General features: G+C 49.1%; 18 protein-coding genes, 1 tRNA gene and 4 pseudogenes. 8 read left to right on the forward strand and 15 right to left on the reverse strand.

The window, feature by feature from the left end:
* Nucleotides 1–20 precede the first annotated feature (20 nt).
* Together HRE53_RS11990 and HRE53_RS11995 are read left to right on the forward strand one after the other, a co-directional pair.
* A complete protein-coding gene (locus tag HRE53_RS11990) occupies nucleotides 21–3,143 on the forward strand; it encodes a CHASE2 domain-containing protein (protein ID WP_235110673.1) in 3,123 nt (1,040 codons plus the stop codon).
* Nucleotides 3,144–3,174: 31 nt separating this feature from the next.
* Complete coding sequence (locus tag HRE53_RS11995; protein WP_235110674.1) at nucleotides 3,175–4,023, forward strand: DUF928 domain-containing protein; 849 nt, start codon at nucleotides 3,175–3,177, stop codon at nucleotides 4,021–4,023.
* Between the two features lie 42 nt (nucleotides 4,024–4,065).
* On the opposite strand, the gene HRE53_RS12000 is transcribed toward HRE53_RS11995, so the two are convergent.
* From HRE53_RS12000 to HRE53_RS12030, 7 genes are all read right to left on the reverse strand, one after another.
* On the reverse strand, nucleotides 4,066–5,361 hold the full coding sequence (locus tag HRE53_RS12000) for a DUF1835 domain-containing protein (protein ID WP_235110675.1): 1,296 nt from the start codon (nucleotides 5,359–5,361) through the stop codon (nucleotides 4,066–4,068).
* 650 nt (nucleotides 5,362–6,011) lie between these two features.
* A tRNA-Cys gene (locus HRE53_RS12005) sits at nucleotides 6,012–6,082 on the reverse strand.
* Between the two features lie 159 nt (nucleotides 6,083–6,241).
* A complete protein-coding gene (locus tag HRE53_RS12010; RefSeq protein WP_212663639.1) occupies nucleotides 6,242–6,469 on the reverse strand; it encodes a DUF2839 domain-containing protein in 228 nt (75 codons plus the stop codon).
* A gap of 114 nt (nucleotides 6,470–6,583) precedes the next feature.
* Nucleotides 6,584–8,131, reverse strand: a complete 1,548-nt coding sequence (locus HRE53_RS12015; RefSeq protein WP_212663640.1) for a helicase C-terminal domain-containing protein — start codon at nucleotides 8,129–8,131, stop codon at nucleotides 6,584–6,586.
* 64 nt (nucleotides 8,132–8,195) lie between these two features.
* Entirely contained in the window at nucleotides 8,196–9,239 is a 1,044-nt protein-coding gene (trpD, locus tag HRE53_RS12020) for an anthranilate phosphoribosyltransferase (RefSeq protein ID WP_235110679.1), read from the reverse strand.
* Between the two features lie 4 nt (nucleotides 9,240–9,243).
* On the reverse strand, nucleotides 9,244–9,732 hold the full coding sequence (locus HRE53_RS12025; protein WP_235110681.1) for a GNAT family N-acetyltransferase: 489 nt from the start codon (nucleotides 9,730–9,732) through the stop codon (nucleotides 9,244–9,246).
* Nucleotides 9,733–9,734: 2 nt separating this feature from the next.
* A complete protein-coding gene (locus tag HRE53_RS12030; protein ID WP_212666438.1) occupies nucleotides 9,735–10,184 on the reverse strand; it encodes an ABA4-like family protein in 450 nt (149 codons plus the stop codon).
* A gap of 132 nt (nucleotides 10,185–10,316) precedes the next feature.
* Here HRE53_RS12030 and HRE53_RS12035 point away from each other — a divergent pair, with 132 nt between their 5' ends.
* A complete protein-coding gene (locus HRE53_RS12035; protein WP_235110706.1) occupies nucleotides 10,317–11,321 on the forward strand; it encodes a vitamin K epoxide reductase family protein in 1,005 nt (334 codons plus the stop codon).
* Between the two features lie 31 nt (nucleotides 11,322–11,352).
* Here the strand turns inward: HRE53_RS12035 and HRE53_RS12040 are convergent.
* Both HRE53_RS12040 and rpmF read right to left on the reverse strand, forming a co-directional pair.
* Nucleotides 11,353–11,852: pseudogene (locus tag HRE53_RS12040) on the reverse strand (molybdopterin-dependent oxidoreductase).
* Between the two features lie 5 nt (nucleotides 11,853–11,857).
* A complete protein-coding gene (rpmF, locus tag HRE53_RS12045; protein ID WP_212663645.1) occupies nucleotides 11,858–12,037 on the reverse strand; it encodes a 50S ribosomal protein L32 in 180 nt (59 codons plus the stop codon).
* 148 nt (nucleotides 12,038–12,185) lie between these two features.
* Between rpmF and HRE53_RS12050 the strand changes: the two genes are divergently transcribed.
* Together HRE53_RS12050 and HRE53_RS12055 are read left to right on the forward strand one after the other, a co-directional pair.
* Complete coding sequence (locus HRE53_RS12050; RefSeq protein ID WP_235110708.1) at nucleotides 12,186–12,371, forward strand: diguanylate cyclase domain-containing protein; 186 nt, start codon at nucleotides 12,186–12,188, stop codon at nucleotides 12,369–12,371.
* 26 nt (nucleotides 12,372–12,397) lie between these two features.
* Nucleotides 12,398–12,940 (forward strand): peroxiredoxin, encoded by a 543-nt coding sequence (locus HRE53_RS12055; protein ID WP_235110710.1) that lies wholly within the window; start codon nucleotides 12,398–12,400, stop codon nucleotides 12,938–12,940.
* Between the two features lie 199 nt (nucleotides 12,941–13,139).
* Here HRE53_RS12055 and HRE53_RS12060 read toward each other — a convergent pair.
* Nucleotides 13,140–14,021: pseudogene (locus tag HRE53_RS12060) on the reverse strand (FAD-binding oxidoreductase); the annotation flags it as partial.
* A gap of 311 nt (nucleotides 14,022–14,332) precedes the next feature.
* On the opposite strand from HRE53_RS12060, the gene HRE53_RS12065 reads away from it, so the two are divergent.
* Entirely contained in the window at nucleotides 14,333–15,655 is a 1,323-nt protein-coding gene (locus tag HRE53_RS12065; protein WP_235110712.1) for a leucine-rich repeat domain-containing protein, read from the forward strand.
* A 12-nt stretch (nucleotides 15,656–15,667) separates the two neighbouring features.
* Here the strand turns inward: HRE53_RS12065 and HRE53_RS12070 are convergent, their stop codons facing one another.
* The 5 genes and pseudogenes from HRE53_RS12070 to HRE53_RS12090 form a co-directional block, all read right to left on the reverse strand.
* Nucleotides 15,668–16,504 (reverse strand): prephenate/arogenate dehydrogenase, encoded by an 837-nt coding sequence (locus tag HRE53_RS12070; protein ID WP_235110714.1) that lies wholly within the window; start codon nucleotides 16,502–16,504, stop codon nucleotides 15,668–15,670.
* Nucleotides 16,501–16,788 carry a hypothetical protein gene (locus tag HRE53_RS12075; protein WP_212663650.1) on the reverse strand — a complete coding sequence of 96 codons (288 nt, stop codon included), beginning with the start codon at nucleotides 16,786–16,788 and terminating at the stop codon, nucleotides 16,501–16,503. Before HRE53_RS12075 ends, HRE53_RS12070 begins: the two co-directional genes overlap by 4 nt.
* A gap of 4 nt (nucleotides 16,789–16,792) precedes the next feature.
* Nucleotides 16,793–17,623: pseudogene (locus HRE53_RS12080) on the reverse strand (ABC transporter permease); the annotation flags it as partial.
* A gap of 417 nt (nucleotides 17,624–18,040) precedes the next feature.
* Nucleotides 18,041–18,565 (reverse strand): annotated as a pseudogene (locus tag HRE53_RS12085) (WD40 repeat domain-containing protein); the annotation flags it as partial.
* A gap of 143 nt (nucleotides 18,566–18,708) precedes the next feature.
* Nucleotides 18,709–19,221, reverse strand: a complete 513-nt coding sequence (locus HRE53_RS12090) for an adenine phosphoribosyltransferase (protein WP_235110716.1) — start codon at nucleotides 19,219–19,221, stop codon at nucleotides 18,709–18,711.
* Nucleotides 19,222–19,508: 287 nt separating this feature from the next.
* Here HRE53_RS12090 and HRE53_RS12095 point away from each other — a divergent pair, with 287 nt between their 5' ends.
* Nucleotides 19,509–20,114 (forward strand): DUF3038 domain-containing protein, encoded by a 606-nt coding sequence (locus HRE53_RS12095; RefSeq protein ID WP_212663653.1) that lies wholly within the window; start codon nucleotides 19,509–19,511, stop codon nucleotides 20,112–20,114.
* A gap of 5 nt (nucleotides 20,115–20,119) precedes the next feature.
* Nucleotides 20,120–20,896 carry a DUF4335 domain-containing protein gene (locus HRE53_RS12100; RefSeq protein ID WP_235110718.1) on the forward strand — a complete coding sequence of 259 codons (777 nt, stop codon included), beginning with the start codon at nucleotides 20,120–20,122 and terminating at the stop codon, nucleotides 20,894–20,896.
* Nucleotides 20,897–20,945: the final 49 nt, after the last annotated feature.

Below are 20,945 nucleotides of genomic sequence, written 5' to 3' on the forward strand. Positions count from 1 at the left end.
CTCTATAAAGAGAACAAGCCGTGGATAAATTAGTCGTATTGCGCATGGGAGAAGGTAGCTTTACACAGGGTTTTCCTGTGACCCTTCAAGTTGGCAAAGAAAACGACAGACCCTCGACTGAAATTGTTGGTTTTCTTCCTCCCAATCCTAATATTCCTCAGTATTATCAAGGGTGGCAAACGGCTTATCTCAACTTGGGACTAACCACCCGTTTAGATGCTCCCACAGAACAATTAACCAACATCGATTGGCAAGAACTCCAAATCAACTGCGAACAGGCAGCCCAAACCCTTCATCATGCATTAGATCAATGGCTTCTAGCAGACACCTTTCGACCTGTTCGGGATAAATGGCTGGAGCAACTGTCTCTACAAGATCATATCCGCATTATTTTACAAACAGATAACCCGCAACTACAGCGCTTACCCTGGCACCAGTGGGAACTGTTAACACGCTACCCTTTTGCAGAACTGGTCTTAAGCGCGCCTACCTATGAAGGCATTCAACGCCAATCAAGCTCCACTACTGGCATCAAGATTCTTGCCATTCTGGGGAGCAGCCAAGGCATCAATACTCAAGCAGATCAAGGGTTGCTGAATCAGCTTCCTAATGCAAATGTGACGTTTCTAGTAGAACCACAGCGGCAAGAACTCACCGATCAGCTATGGGATCAAAACTGGGATATTTTATTTTTCGCAGGCCATAGCCATAGCTCTAATCCCTGTGACACAGGCCATATTTGCCTCAATGCTCATGAAACACTGAATATCAATCAGCTAAAGTATGCTCTGCAGCAAGCCATTAGCAAAGGGTTACAGCTTGCTATTTTCAACTCTTGTGACGGTTTAGGACTCGCCCATCAACTGGCTGACATCCATCTGCCAGCCATGGTGATCATGCGCGAACCCATCCCTGATCAAGTAGCCCAGTATTTTCTCAAGTACTTCTTAACTGCTTTTTCCAAAGGCAAACCTTTTCATTTAGCCGTCCGCGAAGCTCGGGAACGACTCCATGATCTTGAGCCTCATTTTCCATGTGCCACGTGGCTGCCGATTATTTGCCAAAATCCAGCCGAGATTCCACCCACATGGCAAAAGCTGAGTAAAAGTGATGGAGACGACTATTCTTTATGGCGCCATGACAATGACTCAGCAGCTCAAATCGTCACGATTGTCTTCACCGATTTAGTCAGCTCTACTGCCATTAAACAGGCTATGCCTGGCCTGGATGTCACAACCCGTAACCACCAGTATTACGACACAATTCTCCAACCCCACCGCCAACGCGTCACAGCTAGCTTAACGGCCTTTGGTGGTCGCTTGGTCAAAACAGAAGGGGATGGCTTTCTTATAAGCTTTCCAGGTGCCATGCAGGCTGCACAATGGTCCATCGCCCTGCAACAGCACCATGAACAAGATCCGATTACGACACCGTTTGGCCCCTTACAAGTCAGAATCGGTATGCATACAGGCAGCCCCTTATTGAAGGCTGAAGATCATGACTACATTGGCCAAGAAGTAGACTATGCCTATCGCATTTCTGACTTAGCTGATGGTGGACAAATCCTACTGTCAGAAGTCTCAGCCGTGTTGCTGCGCAATGCAGGCCTAACAGATATTACGGTGTATGACCATGACCATTGCTCCCTCAAAGGAATCGGCTGTGTACCTGTTTTCGAAATTCTCTGGGACAATCGGCAACCCCGTCCGGTGCGAGATACACCATCCACGGTCTCGAATTCTCGCCATCAAGACCGACAGTCACCGGAAGTAGAACAAACTTTGCCAACTGCTGTGGCACCCATTGTTGCGGAACTGCCTCTAGAAAAAGTATCTCTCTTTTCTAAAGTTCACCGTTTTTGTCACCGTCCCCTTTTATCCGCCTTGCCTACCAGTCTATGTTTGACAGCTGCCATTATTGGCATTCGAGGGCTAGGCATTCTACAGCCCATAGAGTTTTGGGCATTTGATCAGCTCCTGCGCCTCAGACCAAATGAAGGTCCCGATCCCAGGCTATTAATTGTATTGGTCACGGATAAAGATATTAAGGCCCAAGGGGATCAGACGAAGCGGAGTTCTTTAAATGATCCAACCCTGACTCGACTCCTGACTCAGTTAAACAAGGCTAAACCCCAGGCCATCGGCTTAGACATTTACAGAGATTTTACCGTTGATCCGAACTACCCCCAACTCGCGACCCAACTCAAGAACAATGAGCGCTTAGTGGTTCCCTGTAAAGGGAGTGATTCATCCAGTAATACAGATGGCATCGCGCCTCCAACTGAAGTACAAGCACCCAATCGCATCGGTTTTACAGATTTTATCGAAGATGGAGATGGGGTGTTACGCCGCCATATCCTTCATATGAACCATGAGCCTGCCTCTCCCTGTCAAGCGTCTTTCTCCTTCGGTTCTCTGTTAGCCTTCCATTACTTGGAACAGCAGTCACCCCAGACATTTTCCCTCAAGTTTGCTGAACCCGAGGGCCACCCCTTGGAGTTGCAGGTTCAAACGGATCAACCTGGTACCGGAACAACACGAACCACAATCTTTAAGCAACTACAGCCCCATGGCGGCTATCAAGGTATTAACGATGACCGCATGAGAGGCTTGCAATTAATGCTAAATTATCGAGCCTTAAAGAGACCGACAGACATCGCCAAAACGGTAACTTTGGAGCAAGTACTGGCGGGACAAGTTAATGCCAATGCGATTAAAGACAAGGTTGTTTTAGTGGGAGTCCAAGCGAGTGGATCTGGAGATTTTTGGTCTACTCCCTACGGTGCTGGCCCCACTCAGAAGGTGGCAGGTGTTTTTGTCCAGGCTCATATGGCCAGTCAGATCATCAGTGCCGTTGAAGATCAACGTTCCTGCTTCAAAATATGGCCTCAATGGGCTGATGGTCTTTGGATCTGGGGCTGGGCAATGATGGGCGGCATCGTTGCTATTGTCTTCAAACTCACAACTCGCACCGGTGTGATCAGCACTGTTTTAGTGAGTGGATTGTTCAGCCTCTGTTTATGGGGCCTGATACAGGCCATCTGGATGCCGCTCATACCGTCCCTGATAGCTTTTGTCATCACGACCGTTGCGGTGCTGTTAGTGCGCACCAAAAAAATTGATCATGATCATCCAGCTTCTTAAATCCTCATCCCCAGTAAAGGAGATTTCGTTTATGCTGACTGCCCAACCTTTTTCTCGATCAATGCTGCTAACCTTAGCGGTTTGTACCATGGCAAGTGCAGGACTTTCTGGGCACACACCCCATGCAATGGCCATGCATCAGCACCACCATCTGACCTTTACCATGCCAACTCCCCCCAGCGACCCCGGAGCACCGACCGGTCGGCGTGAAGGTGGAAGCAGTCGTGGCGATAAAATTTACACTTTGTGTAAGACGGAAGCAGAAGCAGCCAACAAACAATGCGCAACGTCCCGATTAACCGCTCTAGTACCTGAAATTGATGCAGAAAAACAGATCTGGGGGCTGACAACAGCTGATCACCCGGAATTCCTCTTCTACTTATCGAAGTTCAGAACCCCAGAACAACCCCAAACCACACGCCTGAACATTGAATTCGTCTTGCAAGACGAGAACGATCAATACGTCCACAAAACCCGTTTTGCTTTACCGTTGACGGAAGGTGGCATCATTCGTATTCCTATTCCTGCAAACCGAGATCCTTTACAGGTGGGCAAGCGATATACCTGGACGCTTTTGACAAAATTCGGACCGAACGAGACCAATTATGTACACGGCAGAATCTACCGTGTACAGATGGACACCCAACGCCAGCAGCAATTGCCAACAGCTTCCCCCTTGAAGCGTTTGGAAATCTATTTGGAAGAAGGCTTATGGTTTGATGCAATTTCGATGTTGGTTGATTTAAAGCAAGATGCTCCCCAAGATCTAACGCTGATCTCAAAATGGAACAGTTTGTTAGACAATATCAATCTCAAAGAACTGGCCACTGAACCCATGCTGTCCTGTTGTACCCCTGAACCCCATTTATCCCTCAAATAATCAGGTCTTTGATGATGCCTGATTATGGCTGTTGATAAACCGTTAGGAATAAGACAGGGTTTGAGTCTTTTGATTCCATTGCCAGCAAGGCTGGTTGGGCTGAATCTGTACGCCTCCTAACCAGCGATCGCACGTTTGTAGCGATCGCCAATGTTGCTGTTTATGGAGGAGAGCCAGTCCGAGGGGGGTAATGTCGAATAGGCGTTGCGGCCACGGTAAGTCTAGGGTTCCCGGCTGGACGGTGAGGGGCGAATTAGGAGCATCGAGGAGTTGTTGCAGCACAAACCAATACATGGTGTCTCCCAAATAGGGGAGGGGATCTCGCTCATGGATCAAAGCCTGAAACAGATCCTGGCCAAGACAGGCCCCTTCAGCCAAAATCGTCAAAGTCAAACGCTCCGTTAGGCTGAGACCATCTTCTACCCAAGGGAATTCTTGTAAATGGCGCATGAGAGCAGGGGCGAGAGCAGACAATTTAGAGGTATCACTGGTCGCAATTGACCATAGATCTTTGGGAGAAGGAGCCGTCACCGCCTGCCAAGTGCGATCGCATAAGTGCATCTGTTCAGTGGTAATGGACTGACGCTGGGACCACAGCAACGGCAAGGCTTCTACGGGTAACTGCCCTAACCCCCGAAAACATTGAATACCCGGAAAGGAATCAATGCAGATCAATTCTAGCTTTTGGGCATCTCCCAATTCATACCTAAAATAATGCAATAGGTAGGAAAGACTGAGCTGGTCATAACTATCAGCCTCAAACCACAACACAATGCGAGGATAGCGATGGCTGCCCTGCAGTTGATGGTATTCCAGACGAAGGCGATTGCGGACGGCTTCCAGTTCCATTTGATAGGCCGAGGCCATAAATCCAGCCCGTCGTTCAATATACTCTGACCGACTGGTAAGTGACTGCACCGGCCCTTGGCAAAACGGATCGGTAAACGCTAAATAATCCCCCACAAACCCTGCCTGTTGTAGACTCTGCTCCAGATCAGAACCACAGCGGATATGGAGCGTGGGACAATCTGCATCCTGAGGCACGAGTTGTGGAGCCTTTAGCTTGTTCCGAATCCGCTCCATTTGGTCAATGTGCGCTTTCATTTGCGACCAGCTGGAAAACCGATTTTCTCGAGCAATCACCAGCTGAGCATCTGCTAACTGCAGCAGATTCATAAACATGACTTGTCCTGGCCGACAGTCAGGATGATACTTCTGAAAGCGATCAATCGATACAGGATCTCCCGCTTTTGCCTTTTTCAAAATATCTTTAGCACGCTTGCGTTGTTGCTCAAGATTCAAGTGGCTATCATTTTTTGAATCAGGGTGTTGGGGCATTTAGTTAAGAAAGTCACCTGCGTTCGCTCCTCAGGAAAAGGTTTTTAGCGTAACTAATGATGGGCGCAGCCCTTTCCGCGAACGTGGTGGTGCTCACAACACTCTATTGAGTAAATATACCAGCAATATTTTTATTTGCACAAGAAGTTTTTACGTTGAGCAATAGCAAGAAACTAGCGTTAATCCAATGCCCGAAAACGTCTTAGATTCATCATTTTTTGGGAAAAAGTGAATGTTTGCTCTTCTCATAAAGATTATGAGGTATAAGTTATAGCAATATTTAGACGATACTGAGAACAACCCATTTAAATACCCAAATCATTGGCCAATGAGGCTAACTTCCACATCATTCTCAAATCAAAAAGACAATGTTTGCTACAGGAAATATAGAAAACATTATCTACAAAAAAGAAAACTATAACTACTTAAGTAAGATAGATAACATACACAAAATTCAAGACTGCACACCAGCCATTTCCAGGACTCACTAGTCTTGAGCTATAGAGAATACCTCTATTAATGTGGTTACTCCGTCGTGTCAGAGTAATGCAAGTTTCAACGGCTATGCCTGACACAATACACTTCAGACAATAGCTTTTTCAGCACGGCGATACAGCGGAGCAAGCTCCCGTGCATCGCTTGTTTATCAAAGGCGGCACCCAGATTCGAACTGGGGATAAAGGCTTTGCAGGCCCCTGCCTTACCACTTGGCTATGCCGCCATTGGAGAACTTTTAGTTACTAACCTTGAGGTTAGCAATTTTACAAAAAGCTCAGCAATCATTAACCATATCATGGTTTAGAGAAGAATGGCTGCATAGACGCTAGTACTTGAGTTATCACTCCAGCAGGCTCAGCCCAGCAGCCCATTTATTCATGAATTACAAGCCCTCTTTGGGAACCAGAGCCCACCACCCAAAGGACGGCCCCACAAATCGAACGACTATCCAGGAGAGCAGGACAATAAACACTCCAACCCAACTCCCTTTCATTACCAGGTTATAGATTTTCTCCAGCTGGCTCTTAGTCACAGGGAACCAAGACACCATTCTAGATTCTTTACCATAGTCGTTGCCTAAGGCTTCTTGACGACGTTTTGCTTCACCCATTTCTTTTCCCTAATCTAGACAACTAAAGTAGCAAGCAGTGCTGCTTAAATCTTATCGACAAAATGGGGTTGGACTACAGTGGGATCATTCTGATTTAAGATACGGTTCAATTATCTAGAGCCGCCGGTGACCAGATGTTGATGATGTCGCGAATAAGCTGTCATCCAGATAGTTAATGCGCGAATAGGGACTCATTGCCGTTAAGACTTGTTGGCCATAGCTGCGATGTAAGACCCGATTATCGAATAGAGCCACGATGCCTTGATGACGTCTGATGGGTGCGATCGCAGCCTGTAGCGTTCGCAAAGCCGTGGGTAATAAATAGAGACGGAACCAGTCTTGGCGATGCTGCTTATAGTAAGCCACCCGACCCGCGACCCGCGGATCTTCCAAGGAAGGGATAGGTAGAGTCGCCACAACCAGCAGGGCAGGAATGGGCAGGGTGGCCTGATGCTGTAACCAATAGTCCCAACCTGTAATCAGAATTGTTTCTGCGTCCAGATCTGACGTTTCCATCTGCACCCGAGAGCCAAATTCAGATGCCATCGCTGTTGCCATTTGACGCTGCATCGGCGTGTCTTCGATAATAATGACCGTCGGTCCACCGGGCTGAGCATTAGCCACCATGAGTAGATGCAGCTGCTTAAGTAAGGCCCCTTGAAAAGCAGGGGTATTGGGCATGGGTAAGCCATCTGGCAGATACAGCTGCACCGCTTCTGCTTCCCGGTTGGCTCCAAATTGGACATAGGTCATGTCTTCGAGGCCCAATTGCTGGCGAAACAGCTTCGCCTCGGGTTCGAGATCAAAACTACTGCCCATCAGCACCACCGGCTGTCGCGACCATAGCCCCTGCAAACTGCGATTCACTTCATTGGGGGCACAGTGCAAAATAAAAGCACCGTTGGCGCGGTTCAGACCACTCCAAAGTAAATGATGGTCGGACCGATAGGCTTGCCAGAACTGCTGCCAATTCGGTGGACTAAGGGTCATATCATGAGCCAGAACCGCCAGATGCAGCTGGGCTAGGACATGACGCTCTTTCTGCTCAATCAGGGTGTGGCCATAGGGATTTTCAGGATGCTGAAAGAGAGCACGGGTCAGCTTGACACGAGTCTCTCGAATCAGCTCTAACAGCGGCGGATAACACCAAGTGAGTTGCTCCCAGTCTGGTGGGTGTAAGGACAGGGTGAGCTGCTGCTGAGCCCAACCTTCGATTTGGTCGGCATTATCAATCAGAGTGGGGATATCGGTGGGAAACTGATAGGTCTGGGTGAGATAGTCTCGGAACCACGCCTCGGGGGTCACTAGTAACACCCCTTTAAAGTGATCGCCGGGCCAGTGGTCAGAGGCCAAAATTGGCTTCTTAATCTGCATCCATTCGTGGAGATGGGGCATTTCAGCCCGGAGCAGTTGCTGTTGTGCAGCCAAAGGGGCCACTAAAATCACGGCTTCTCGCCAGATCATCAGAGGCGCCAAATAGCTGAGACGGTGGAGCCCCTGATGTTTAGCGGCAGCACTAATTTGGATGAGGGCACTCCGTCGCAATCGGAAGGCTCGGGCAACGAGGCGAGCAATGGTGAGGTGATGAGGCCATTGATCAGATCCCTGATCCCGCAAAAAAGCATGGAGTTGGCGGTGGACTTCGACCTCAATCACAATCAAAAATGAAATGACAATGCATGACTTTCATTCTGGCACAGTCTCTAGATTGTGCCGAACACCCGCCTTAAGCCTGCTGTAAAAAGGCCACTAATGCTTGCAGCTTCTCCCAAGCAGCACCGCTAGCCAGAATGGCTTTGGCTTGGGTCACCCCCTCACCATAGGTCTCTACAGCATGACCGACAAATAAGGCTAATGCTGTATTCAAGGCCACAACATCCGTTTGGGCGGCTGTGCCTTTGCCTTGGAGCACCGCCTGCAAAATTTCGGCATTTTCGTCCACGCCACCCCCTTGTAGGGCTGTCAGGGGCGCTGCCGTCAGCCCTAATTCCGCAGGCTCCAAAATATCTTGACTCACCTGCTGATCATCAACAACCGCGATATCAGTCAGATCGCCCAATCCGGCTTCATCCAAATTTTCTCGCCCATGCAAAACGACGGCTCTTTGCACACCCAAAGTCTTGAGCGCTGAAGCGAGGGGGTAAAGCAAGGCTGGATCGTAGACCCCTAGGACTTGTCCTGTGGGTCGGAGGGGATTGACTAATGGTCCTAAAAGATTAAAGATGGTGCGCACTTTCAGGGTTTTGCGCAGGGGCACCACTGCTTTCATGGCGGGGTGCCAGCCGGGGGCAAACAAAAACGTAATCCCCACCTCTGCCACAGCAGCCTGAATTTTCTCCGGTGGAGCAGCCAGATTGATACCCAAGGCTTCTAAAACATCAGCGGATCCCACCCGGCTAGAGGCAGAACGATTGCCATGTTTAGCAACAGGGATTCCAGCAGCAGCAGCCGTAAAGGCCACGGCAGTGGAGATATTAAAGGTTGAAGCGCCATCTCCCCCAGTCCCACAGGTATCAATCAGGGGAGAAGGCATAACCACCTGTGACTCTACAGATTGCTGCAGCAGTACGGTCGCCATCCCCGATAACTCGTCCGCCGATACTCCTTTCGCCTGCAGTGCTGCCAAAATCGCCCCTGACACCACCGGAGGCACGGCATCTTGCAGCCAGCCTTCCATCAATTGAGAGGCTTCAATTTGGGTCAAGGACTGACCCTCTAGGAGTTGTTGTAGGAGTTGAGACCCATCCAGGGTCTCTGGCGCTAACGTCATAAAACTATCCTGAGGCGAGAGTGGTGAGAGCAGACCCCGTGACCCGGCAAATTCGCCAGTCGGGGAGAACGGTTGCTCCTAGTGTTTCATAGAATGCGATCGCAGATTCGTTCCAATCCAACACACTCCATTCCAAGCGACCATAATCCCGCTCTGTCACTAAGTTTGCTAAGCGCTGCAGCAATGCTTTACCAATCCCTTGCCCCCGATGGCGCTCTTGCACATACAGATCTTCCAAGTACAAACCGGGCTGAGTTAAAAAAGTCGAGTAGCTTGTAAAGAACAGGGCATAGCCGATGATCTGCTGATCCCTTTCAGCCACTAGCGCTTCTATGTAAGGTCTATCACCAAATAAGTGATTCTCTAAAGCGTCTACACTGCCAGTGACCGCATCTTCTAAATGCTCATACTGGGCAAGTTCTAGAATCAGCCCAAACAATGCTGAGACATCCCTCTTCTCAACGGCACGAATTGAAATAGTTACATTCGCCATTTCTATTCCTCAGCCGCCGTAACGGTATTGGTAGACGAAAAACGCTCCGAGATCGCAGCCGTCATAATATGCGAGAGCAGGCCAATGGGACCCACCAACACACATAGAACTAACGAGTGGCTCGTCCAGATGCCCGTACGCTGACCTTCCCAGTAAATCCAGCGTCCCACAAACAAATCCATCACCAAAAAATGAACCCAAGCCGCCGCCGCTATCTGCTCTTGGCCAAACAACTGGGCAACATCAGCCAGGGTAGGATTCGCTAAGACCTTTGCTGATTCGGGGGTTAGGGCGACAGCAAATAGAGTAGTGTACACAATCGCCAAGCCCACAAAGGGCAAATAAGACGTAAGAAGGCGACGGGTCCAATCCCACTGGGGCAGAATAATCATTAATGCCCAGAAGGGCAGCACAAATACGTTGGCAATCGTAAACCATTGAGAGATCGTCATCATCAAGACCGTTACTGCGACCATTTCCCCTATTGTCAACTGATTGGGGACTATCTGAGCAAGAAGTTCCTAGGGTTATGATCTAAGATGAATGAGTCTTGCGTCTATCACTATTGAACTTAGGGAACACCTATGCCACGCCGTCGTACGAAGACTTCTGGGTTACATCGTTGGTCACGACCACTGATTGGAGCCCTTGCTGTGTTGGGGGCTACGAATACAGGATATTTGACGGCCACCAAACTAGCAGGTGGAGAAGCAGCCTGCCCCACAAAAGGATGCGATCTCGTTCTGTCTAGCCAATATGCCACCGTCTTAGGTCAGCCCTTAGCGTTGTTTGGCCTGCTGGCGTATATTGCAATGGCTGTTTTTGCCCTGGCTCCGCTGGCCATCGGTGGCGACAACAAAGAGTTGCGAGCAACCGCTGAAAACATCACTTGGTTCCTTTTATTTATGGGATCCACAGCCATGATGTTTTTCAGTTGGTACCTGATGTACATCATGTACTCTAAGTTCGTGGTGCCCTTTGGCGCTGGCGCTATTTGCATCTATTGCATTGCCTCAGCGACTCTGGCCACCTTGATGTTCCTCCTCACCATTCTGGGACGGTCATGGGAGGATGTCGGTCAGCTTGTCTTTACAGGCATTATTGTTTCAGTGGTGACGTTAGTTGGCACTTTAGGCATCTACTCGCATATTGATAAGCCTGCAGCAGCCAATTCAGACACAGAGTACAAGATCACATCTGCAACGGGCCAGGTATTCTTTACCGTCACCGATTCCTCTGGAAAAGCTGAGCTAGAGTTAGCTAAACATCTCAAACAAACCGATGCCAAAATGTTTGGTGCCTTTTGGTGTCAACATTGTGCAGCTCAGAAAAAGCTGTTTGGTGTCCAAGCCATTTCTGAAATGCCATATGTTGAATGTGCACCGGAAGGTCCTAGCCCTCAAGTAGAGGTATGTAGTGAGGAATTAGGCAAAGCTAGCGAGAAGCTGCGACCCATTATTGGTCGAGATGCGGGGTTCCCAACATGGAAGATTGGCGATAACTACTATTCTGGACAGCAATCTTTAACAGACTTGGCAGAATATTCCGGTTACACCGGTCCCAAAGATTTCAAGAATGCACTGAAGTAATTTTCGTCGACTAGCTGTAGCGTTCTTCAGCCTAAGGCTCTCCGCGTCGGTGGTACCCGTTTTCTTCCCAAAATCCGAGCTGTTCGTGATCTAGAAACTCTAAACCGTTCAGCCACTTGCCACTCTTCCAGGCATAAAGGTGGGGAACAACCAATCGTAGCGGCCCACGTCGAGGGTTAGATTTGTGGTGTAGCCTCCATAACAATGCTGCATAACATGGGTAACGCCTGGCTGCAGCTCTATCCGCTGCATAAAATCAGATACAGAAAAACCAGCCCAGCTTACATTTAGCTTGGACCAGTGAGTCACACAATGAAAATCAGCGGTGAAGGTGGATTGAGGTAAGGCTAAGATATCGGACCAGACAAAGGTTTGTTCTTTAACAAGGCCCCAAACCTTAAACTGCCAATCTTCGAGGGTAATTTGCGGTGTTTCACCATAGGTCAGAACTGGAAACCGATTGGCTAAATGCTGACCTGGGGGAACGCGTTGCTTTTCGCTAGTGTTGGGTTTGCGAAAATATTTACCCACGCTCCTTACTCATCTTCGTCTTCGTCATCATCCTTAGTGGGATATTCAAAGCCTTTAGCTCGGCCTGTGAGAACAGATTTACCCGTAGACAGGGCTCTTTGAGCAGCTAAATTTGCTTTGCGGTTCCAATGGGCTCGACGAGAATCGCGCTTAGAATTGGATGTCTTTTTCTTGGGGACAGCCATGGGTATCGATTAGGAATAAAAATACAGCTTTGCTATCTTAGCACTGAACTCTTGAGTAAGAGCCAACCATGCTAGGAGACACAGGATAGAGATCGCCTCAAACAATCTCCAGAGTCAAATTTAGCGACTAGATGCCGAGAGTGGATATATGGTTGCTGAAGACCTTCGCCATTTAATTGGAACCCAGCCATTCCTCCCCGATCATTCAGTGACGGTCAGCATTGGTGTAGCCACCCTTCACCCAAAAGAAGATTGGATGACCTGGATGCAACGAAGCGATGATTATCTCTACCGTGCCAAATCAGCAGGGCGCAATCAAGTGATGTGCATGTGATCTCTTTTTCCAGGTATAACCAAAATATGAAACCGCTACGTCATCATCTAACCCGCATCAGTCTGGTTCTGGGACTGATTTTTTCCCTAGCTGTGGCTGCCCCTGCAGCCTTTGCCATGGGGGGTGACCCACCTCCTCTGGATCAACCTGCACCAACTTTCACATTACCCAGCAATACAGGGGATGGTGAGGTGTCGTTGTCAGACTATCGAGGTCAATGGGTCGTTTTATACTTCTACCCCCAAGACTTTACGCCGGGATGCACGGTCGAAGCCCAGCGTTTCCAGCAAGACCTACCCAAATATATAGAGCGCAACACGCAGGTCATTGGCGTTAGCGTTGATTCTGTAGACAGCCACGCTGAATTTTGTGATTCTGAAGGATTAAAATTTCCGTTATTAGCCGATGAAGATGGCAGTGTGAGTAAAGCCTATGGCTCCTGGATGAGCTACTTTTCCCTGCGGCACACGTATTTGATTGACCCGGAAGGGATCCTACGGCAACAGTACGTTAAGGTACGTCCCATCATTCATAGCGAAGAAGTGTTAGCTCGCTTAGACGAACTATAGGCTGCTAGCTAACACAAACCCCAGATAAGCAAAAAAAATGCCCCCGAAAGGGGGCATGTTTGTTGGAATGCACGTATTGGGTTGATGACGACCCAACGCGCTAATGAGGTTTAAAGGGTTTGCTTATCTCTGAAATAAAGATATCAACCAAAAGTGAAGATATCGCGAATGCCAAAGAAATAATTAATAGCCCTTCAATTTAGTAGGTCTCAACATGCCATCGTCCGGCTTTTTTGAGGGATTTGCGATACTCGATCCAGTCAATACCATGCTTCTCGGCAGCAACGGACATACCTTCATCAATGCCCCCTTCCATGCCTTTCAGGCCACAGATATAGGTATGGGTCTTCTCGTCCTGGATTAGCTCCCATAGGGTATCTGCCTGTTCAGCAATGCGATGTTGGATATACATCTTGCCGCCTTGAGCATTTTGCTGCTCACGACTAATGGCATAGGTGAGCTGGAATTGATCCGAGAATTGATTGGATAAGGCTTCTAGCTGCTCTTTATAGAGGATATTGGCTGTGTAGGGTACACCAAAAAACAGCCAGGCATTGCCTTTGTACTGATAGTCAGGATGCTTTTCCTGGAACAACCGCCACAGATAGGCCCGAAATGGGGCGATGCCTGTGCCTGTAGCAATCATAATCACATTGGCTTCAGGATCATCCGGCAAGAGCATTTCTTTGCCCACTGGGCCTGTGATTTTAACAGGAGCACCAGGCTGGAGCTGGTTTAAATAGCTGGAGCAAACGCCGTATACTCGCTCGCCTGTCTCGGTATGATTATATTCCAATTGCCGAACGCACAAGGAGACGGTCTGATCATCTCCCTGATCACCATGGCGAGTGGAGGCAATGGAATAGAGCCGGAGCTTATGAGGACGACCATTATCATCAGTACCTTCCGGAATAATCCCCAAGCTTTGACCTTCAAGGTAATGAAAATCACTGCCTTTGAGATCAAATGTGATGTGGCGAACAGACCCCTCACCATCGGTTTGGACTAACTCATCATTGGCAATGCAAGTGCTAACCAGAGGTTCTTTGGGACGATAGATATTGACGGGGATTTTAGCTTTTAACTGCATAGATATTGAATCTTAGATTAGCGAATTTACACTTTAACGAGAAGTGCAAGATACATTTAGACTCCAATCACCCTAGGGGTATTCGTTGGATCCCATTGTCGCCATAAGTACAATTTCCAAGAGTCTTTAGATTTCTCATAACAGCATCCAATCTTTCAGTTTGAATGATGCAAAATTGGGAAGCTCTCTGTTTCAACGTTGCAACGAACCTGACCCCTGATCTTGCAGATAGCGTTTTTTACGGGTAAAGCTGCATATATAACTGTATTGGCTACACGCCCACATTCAACCAGAGCAAACTTATGAACATCAGGCAACTTCAGAACAAGTATTGGCTTAGAACAGGCTTGGTGTGCTTAATACTCTCGATGTCTAGTGCTTGTCATTTAACGACTAGTCAAGGTGCAGAACCAGTTACGACCCCTGCTTTTGCAGCACCATCCACGCCAGCACCGCTTACAGCCTCAAAAGTCGATAGACAAGGCTATCTCAAAGCTCAGCAACGGATTCAAGCTGCCCGTGAGACACAAGCGACTACCCTAGATCTTCAGGGATTAGGTTTGGTTAAACTCCCACCAGAAATCGGTCAATTGCAACATGTTCAAACCATTCACCTTGTGAGCAATAGCTTACAAACGCTACCACCGGAGATCGGGCAGCTCAAACAGCTTAAAACCCTCAATCTGTCCGGGGGCAGAATCAATCGCCTGCCCCCAGAAATTGGTCAGTTGTCGAATTTGCGATGGCTGAACCTCTATCAGAATCAGCTCAGTGCTCTTCCACCCGAGATAGGACAGCTCAAACAACTCCAAAGGCTGGATATTCGCAATAATCGGTTGAGCGCTCTACCCCCAGAGATTGGCGGCTTAAAGAACCTAAAAAGACTCACGCTGCACCACAACCAACTCAAGACTCTTCCACCAGAGATAGGTCAGCTCAATAACTTACAAAAGCTAGCGGTTGATTACAACCAATTAAACTATCTGCCTGCGGAAATCGGTCAACTTGAGAATTTAGTGTCCTTAGACCTGCCATACAATAAACTCCAGCATCTACCGGAAAGCATCGGTCAACTGAACAGTCTTCAAGAGTTGAGGTTAAATTTCAATCAGTTAACGCATCTGCCAAAAGAAATTTCTCAGCTACACCGTTTAGAGTTACTGCTTTTAACGAGCAATAAACTGCAGCGTTTCCCCACTGAGATTATCCAACTGACCGATCTGAAGTTCCTTCATCTGGGTAATTCGCTATTAGTATTGGCATTTAGCGTGCAATCGCACCTGAAGGAAGAATACGCAACAACCTTTAACAAAATTGATCCACTCCCTCCCGAGATTGGCCAACTCACTCAGTTGCAGGATCTTAACCTTGGATCTTGTATGCTGCTCAATTTACCCCCTGAGATCGGCACACTCACTAACCTACAGAAGCTAGGGCTAAGTAATAACAGGCTGATGAGCGTACCTCCTGAAATTGGCAAACTCGCTAGCCTACAGGGGCTACAGCTAAGTTATAACCAACTGACGAGCCTACCTTCCGAGCTGAAAGCACTTACACACCTAGAGTATCTAGATTTATCTAACAATCCTTTACCCGCTGAAGTGATGGAACAATATCAGCGCTAACTACTCTTGGCGTTATAAGAATTTAGGTCGTTCTGTCTGAGTTTGACTCAACCAGCTTTCTAATGCTGACCAGTCTGAACGTTCAATCACATCTGTGAGCTGGTCGATACTTTGGCGGTATTGCTGGAGCGATCGCAACAGTTCTTCCCGGTTATATTGGGCCATCATGCAGCCGAGTTCGGGGTTGCCTCCCCCCACACGACTGGTATCTCGAAAGCCAGAACTAGCAAAGGATTGAGCAAGCTTCAAGATCTCAGGATCCGCTTCACTTAAGCAAGCCGCAATTAAGGCTGCGCTCGTCATTTTAGGCAAGTGGGAAATCCAAGCCACCGCGCGATCATGGACGGTGGGAGAGCATTCATAGAGGTTGCAATCCAGCTTACCCACCAGATCTTTCAGCGTCTGGATCACATCGGCTGGCGTCTCAGGGGTTGGCGTAAGAATGTAAGGATTGCCAGCAAACAACTGGGACTGGGCCGCATGAATTCCAGTTTCCTCACTGCCTGCCATCGGGTGACCGCCAATAAAGCGAGGCCATAAGGGGGTTAAGCGCTTCACCACCGACCCTTTGACAGAGCCCACATCCGTGAGAATGGCGTCTGAAGACAGATGGGGAATCAAACGAGTTGCGATCCCATCAATTACACTCACTGGGGTGCAAATAAACACCACATCCACAGGGGCAAGGGAGGCGAGGTCGGCACTGGCTGCATCGACTGCCCCGAGCTTGACTGCATCTTCACAGGTTTGGGGTTGGCGGCTGACGCCCAAAACGGGATATCCCAAGGCCCGAAAATCATAGGCCAAGGAACCGCCAATTAAGCCGAGACCAACGATACCAATTTTCATCCTGCCAAACTCATAAATTCTATACGGGGAATCAGAGGATCTTGGACCATGCCAATGCCCTGATATTGCCAGCGGTCCAGAATGCCACGAATTTGACTCTTACCGATGGACTCGACGCTAAACTTAGATGCTGCCGCTTGGGCATGGGTATTGAGGTAGCTGAGGGCATCATAATTTTCCGCAAACAGCAGCAGGTAGCGCTGGGGTGCCTCGGGGTCGGGCTGGGCTGCTAGATAATTGCCATCGGCCCGAGAACGGAGCGTGTAGTAGAGAACGGTGTTCATAGGCCTAGTTGAGGTTACTGAGCTTAATGCGTGGATCGACGACGGCTAAGAGAATATCCGCCAGTAAATTGCCCACAATCAACATCACCGCTCCCATCATCAAACCCGCCATTACCAGATACAGGTCTTGGGCCTGCACGGCTTTCAGCAAGAGCTGCCCTAACCCCGGCCAGTTAAAGAAGAATTCAGCGATAAAGGCACCCCCCAAAAGACTCGAAAATTCAAACCCTAACAGGGTAATTAGAGGATTAACGGCATTGCGGAGGGCATGGGTATAGAGCACCTTATTTTCCGGTAAGCCCTTAGCGCGGGCAGTTTGAATATAGTTTTGGCGCAGGACATCCAGCATATTGCCCCGAGTAATCCGCTGTAAGCCCGCAAATCCAGTGACGCTGAGGGCCAAAGTGGGGAGAATCATATGCCAGCCCACATCCAAAATTTTACCCAACCCGTTGAGATCCGCATGATCGATGCTGGTCATATCCCCCACGGGAAATAGGGGCGTACTCTGGGCCAGAAACAGCAGCAGTAAGGCAGTAATAAAGCTGGGAAAGCCCTGACCGATATAGCTGAAGATACGGAGAATGCGATCGCTCCACTGATTCTGATTAACGGCTCCAATAATGCCCAAGGGAATGGCAATGCTCCAGTTAATCACCAGGGAGGCAAGGGCCAAAAGCAGGGTATTGGGAATGCGCTCCCAAATTAACGCCGTGACGGGACGCTGATAGCTAAAGCTTTCACCAAAATCCCCTTGATAAATCTGTCCCCAGTGGCCTTTCCAAATTTGGGAAAAATCAAAGGTAAAAATATTTTTCAGCCAGAGACCATACTGCTTGAGTAAGACCCGATCCTTCTGCCACACCTGCACGGATTGATCGGCATTGATCAGGACTAATCGTTCTCCGTTATCCGCAAACTGTAAACCTTTAAGAGGCCCTTGCTTGCCCTCCAAACTGCCCAAAGGCTGGTTATCTTTTTGGGACCAGAGGCGCACGGTTTTGCCGGCGTTGGTGACGAAGGTGGTCCGATCAGGGCTAAAAGCGGATGCAGTGATGGATTGGGAGCTCAGTTTATTTAAATCTTGAGTGTTCAGAGATTTGCCGTCTAGATTCCATTGTTGCCAGGTCTGATGATTAACGATGGTATTGAGTACCGGACCCTCTGGATTTTGATTAAATTGTAGGGCCGTAATGGCCCCTTTATGGGTCAGGGTTTGCTGGAGAGTGCCATTAGTTTTCCACAGGCGCGCCGTTTTATCCCCACTGCCGCTCGCCAAAAGACTGCCGTCTGGACTATAAGCAAGCAGTGAGATTGAGCCTTTATGGCCTGCTAGGGTCTGGAGTAAATCCCCCTCCGTTTTCCACAGGCGTACCGTTTTATCCCCACTGCCGGAAGCGAAGGTTTTCCCATCGCTACTAAAGGCTAAGCTGGTCACCGCATCTTTATGACCTTTTAGGGTCTTCACCAGGGTGCCATCGGTGTTCCAAAGCTTAATGGTTTGGTCAGCACTGCCAGAAGCAATCATCTCGCCATCGGCGCTAAAGGCTAAGGCGGTAATGGCTCCTTGATGCCCCTGCAGCGTTTGGAGGACTGTGCCCTGGTCATCCCAAAGGGTAACGGTATTGGCTCCGCCTGTAATGATCTGGCTACCATCAGGCTGGATGGCTAGGGCTGTAATATCTTTTGTCGCAAATGTGGTTACGGCACTGCGATCGCCCCAGGTATTGCCTAACCCAAATTCTTGGCGCAGTTCTTCTAGGCGCTCTTGGGACATTTGGGGATTATTTTTGAACTGATCGAGGTAGTCGCCAGGGGCTAGATCGACAATATAAAAGGTCAATAGCGATGCCAAAAGCAGGGTGATCAGACCTTGAAACACCCGCTTGATGGTGTACCCGAGGAGTTCGCTACCGATAATTAGTACTCCACTAAAACATTGATCAGACAGTCAGGGAGCTTCTGTCGCCCTGCCAAGCCCGTCAGCTCGATAATAAACCCAAATCCGACGAGGGTGCAGTTCAGGGGCTCCAGGAGTTGAGCGGTTGCTGCAGCCGTGCCGCCGGTTGCGAGTAAGTCATCCACCACTAATACTCGACTGCCTTGGGGACAGGCATCTTGGTGAATTTCGAGGCGATCGGTGCCGTACTCCAACTCATATTCCTGGGCATGGATGGCCGCAGGGAGTTTTCCGGGCTTGCGCACAGGCACAAAGCCAGCCCCCAACTGATAGGCCAAGGGCGCACCGAAAATAAAGCCTCGGGACTCAATCCCCACCACATAATCAATGGATTGATCCTTAAAATCCTCCGTCAGCCGATCGATGACATAACGAAGGCCCTCGGGATTTTGCAATAAGGTCGTAATGTCCCGAAACAAAATGCCAGGCTTGGGAAAATCGGGAATATCGCGAATCAGTGATTTGAGATCCATAGGGGTTGTGATTTTGCGCAAGGTGAACAGGGAGGACGACCTTTTATCCTGATTAAAGGACAGGGGACGGTACGTCAGAAATCGTACACTAATGTGGTTGACAATCTGGATGGCTCCCGCTTATTCCCCCAATACCCTGGCAAATTAGGCTGGGTTGGGTGTGAACTTTTCGAGAAACGCATCGTCGAGGGGCTTTTTCGGGCAGTCTAGATCTGGATGCCAATGCTAAGGTTTCTTCAGCCGTTGATTAAAAATCTCTTCCGTATTCTTGTCGTAATGGAATCGTAATGCAAGCCGATAGCCCCACTGAACAATTCACTTCCCCTATTCTGAAGACGTTGCCAGACCCAGATGTGCCTGCCCAGGTCTGTCCGCGACGAACCCGGATTCAGCTCGATTTTGTATTGCTGGCCATCGAAGCATTGGACTTATATGCCTCGGAATTGATGTTGATGAGCTTGGAAGAACTTCAACTCCAAGATGTGATCGAAAATCGGGTGGACTTTTGGCAGTCTCGAAATACCAATCCCTTGCGGCGATCTCATCAGCGAGACTCCCTCAGCTTAGATAAGGCCAAAGCCTTAGTAGCCGTGGGGTGTCACATCGCTCGTCGCCAAACCGCCCAGGTGCGACAGCTCCTCAATGTACAGCGACAGCTGGCAGCCAAACAGCTCACTCCTGACCACAGCGTACCCTTAGCCAATTATTTAGAGCGATTTCGCCGTCATTTTCGCAGTCGCATGAACCCCAATCGTACGGCTATTGCGGCTTACAAAGAAAATGAGCGATTGGATGAGCTAGCCCTGAGCCTGCTGGAACAGGTGCTGTTTTGTACCGGGACAGCCGGAATGGAACGATTTTGGTCTAGTCTGTTTGATGGAGAAGTGGCTTAACCCCAATGACCATCCAACGCCCATTTATTCTGCCCAACTGTACCCTCAACCTCGAAGGTATCAGTAACTCAATCTCGGATGCTGCTTTAGGAGAATCTTTAGATGTGCTCCTGCGGCTGGAGTGCCAGTTTGGGGATCTAAAAAAACCCCTGATCGGCGGCCTGGATCTGCTCAATAGTCTGATTCAAGCAACGAATCAATGTACTCAGTCCTGGATGAGTGGCATCCCCCACCGTCGCCTCACCCAGCTCAACCAAGATGAGTCTGCAGTTCACCTGTTACCCAAGGAAGAAGATGGGTTTGAACTGACGATTCCCACTGAGTTACTGAACGAAACGCCGAGCGATACCGACGGTCCCGTTCGAGTCGGCTTAACCACGCTACAGCTTTTTGATCTAGTGGAAGCCTTAGATCAACTCTTAGCTGATCAGCAAACCCTGCCCAATCTATCCCTGGCCGTGCGGCCTTTGTCTCGCGCAGAAGCGGCTTCAGGCCAAGGTCTGCAAAAATCAGCATCTGCCGTTGTGGGCGCAGCGAGTGTTGCGATCGCAGCTTCGATCTTCTATCTCCTGCCGGTCCCCCAAGCCAGCGCTCCGCCGAAGGATCTCCCCAAAGCCGAACCCACCAGCACGGAAACTCCGGCTCCAGGCACTCTTCCTGGCGTCCCGCCCATCCAGGTCTCGCCCTCTCCAGGAGAATCTCCTGGTGAATCTCCTAACCCAGAAAGTACGGAGGAATCGCCGAGTCCAGGCGCTTCTCCAGAGCCAGAAGTATCCCCTTAACTTCTTTTCCTACCTATTAATTCAAATTGCACCTAAAAATTCGCGAGCG

Origin of the sequence: Acaryochloris sp. 'Moss Beach', assembly GCF_021497025.1 — a bacterium.
Taxonomy (GTDB): Bacteria; Cyanobacteriota; Cyanobacteriia; order Thermosynechococcales; family Thermosynechococcaceae; genus Acaryochloris; species Acaryochloris marina_A.

Bases quoted from the DNA above. Each gene is read 5' to 3' on its own strand.
- rpmF (WP_212663645.1), bottom strand. From the start codon at position 12,037: ATGGCTGTCCCCAAGAAAAAGACATCCAATTCTAAGCGCGATTCTCGT.
- trpD (WP_235110679.1), bottom strand. From the start codon at position 9,239: ATGACGTTAGCGCCAGAGACCCTGGATGGGTCTCAACTCCTACAACAA.
- HRE53_RS12000 (WP_235110675.1), bottom strand. From the start codon at position 5,361: ATGCCCCAACACCCTGATTCAAAAAATGATAGCCACTTGAATCTTGAG.
- HRE53_RS12010 (WP_212663639.1), bottom strand. From the start codon at position 6,469: ATGGGTGAAGCAAAACGTCGTCAAGAAGCCTTAGGCAACGACTATGGT.
- HRE53_RS12095 (WP_212663653.1), top strand. From the start codon at position 19,509: ATGCAAGCCGATAGCCCCACTGAACAATTCACTTCCCCTATTCTGAAG.
- HRE53_RS12100 (WP_235110718.1), top strand. From the start codon at position 20,120: ATGACCATCCAACGCCCATTTATTCTGCCCAACTGTACCCTCAACCTC.
- HRE53_RS12030 (WP_212666438.1), bottom strand. From the start codon at position 10,184: ATGACGATCTCTCAATGGTTTACGATTGCCAACGTATTTGTGCTGCCC.
- HRE53_RS12070 (WP_235110714.1), bottom strand. From the start codon at position 16,504: ATGAAAATTGGTATCGTTGGTCTCGGCTTAATTGGCGGTTCCTTGGCC.
- HRE53_RS12075 (WP_212663650.1), bottom strand. From the start codon at position 16,788: ATGAACACCGTTCTCTACTACACGCTCCGTTCTCGGGCCGATGGCAAT.
- HRE53_RS12055 (WP_235110710.1), top strand. From the start codon at position 12,398: ATGAAACCGCTACGTCATCATCTAACCCGCATCAGTCTGGTTCTGGGA.
- HRE53_RS12050 (WP_235110708.1), top strand. From the start codon at position 12,186: ATGGTTGCTGAAGACCTTCGCCATTTAATTGGAACCCAGCCATTCCTC.
- HRE53_RS12065 (WP_235110712.1), top strand. From the start codon at position 14,333: ATGAACATCAGGCAACTTCAGAACAAGTATTGGCTTAGAACAGGCTTG.
- HRE53_RS12090 (WP_235110716.1), bottom strand. From the start codon at position 19,221: ATGGATCTCAAATCACTGATTCGCGATATTCCCGATTTTCCCAAGCCT.
- HRE53_RS12035 (WP_235110706.1), top strand. From the start codon at position 10,317: ATGCCACGCCGTCGTACGAAGACTTCTGGGTTACATCGTTGGTCACGA.
- HRE53_RS11995 (WP_235110674.1), top strand. From the start codon at position 3,175: ATGCTGACTGCCCAACCTTTTTCTCGATCAATGCTGCTAACCTTAGCG.
- HRE53_RS12025 (WP_235110681.1), bottom strand. From the start codon at position 9,732: ATGGCGAATGTAACTATTTCAATTCGTGCCGTTGAGAAGAGGGATGTC.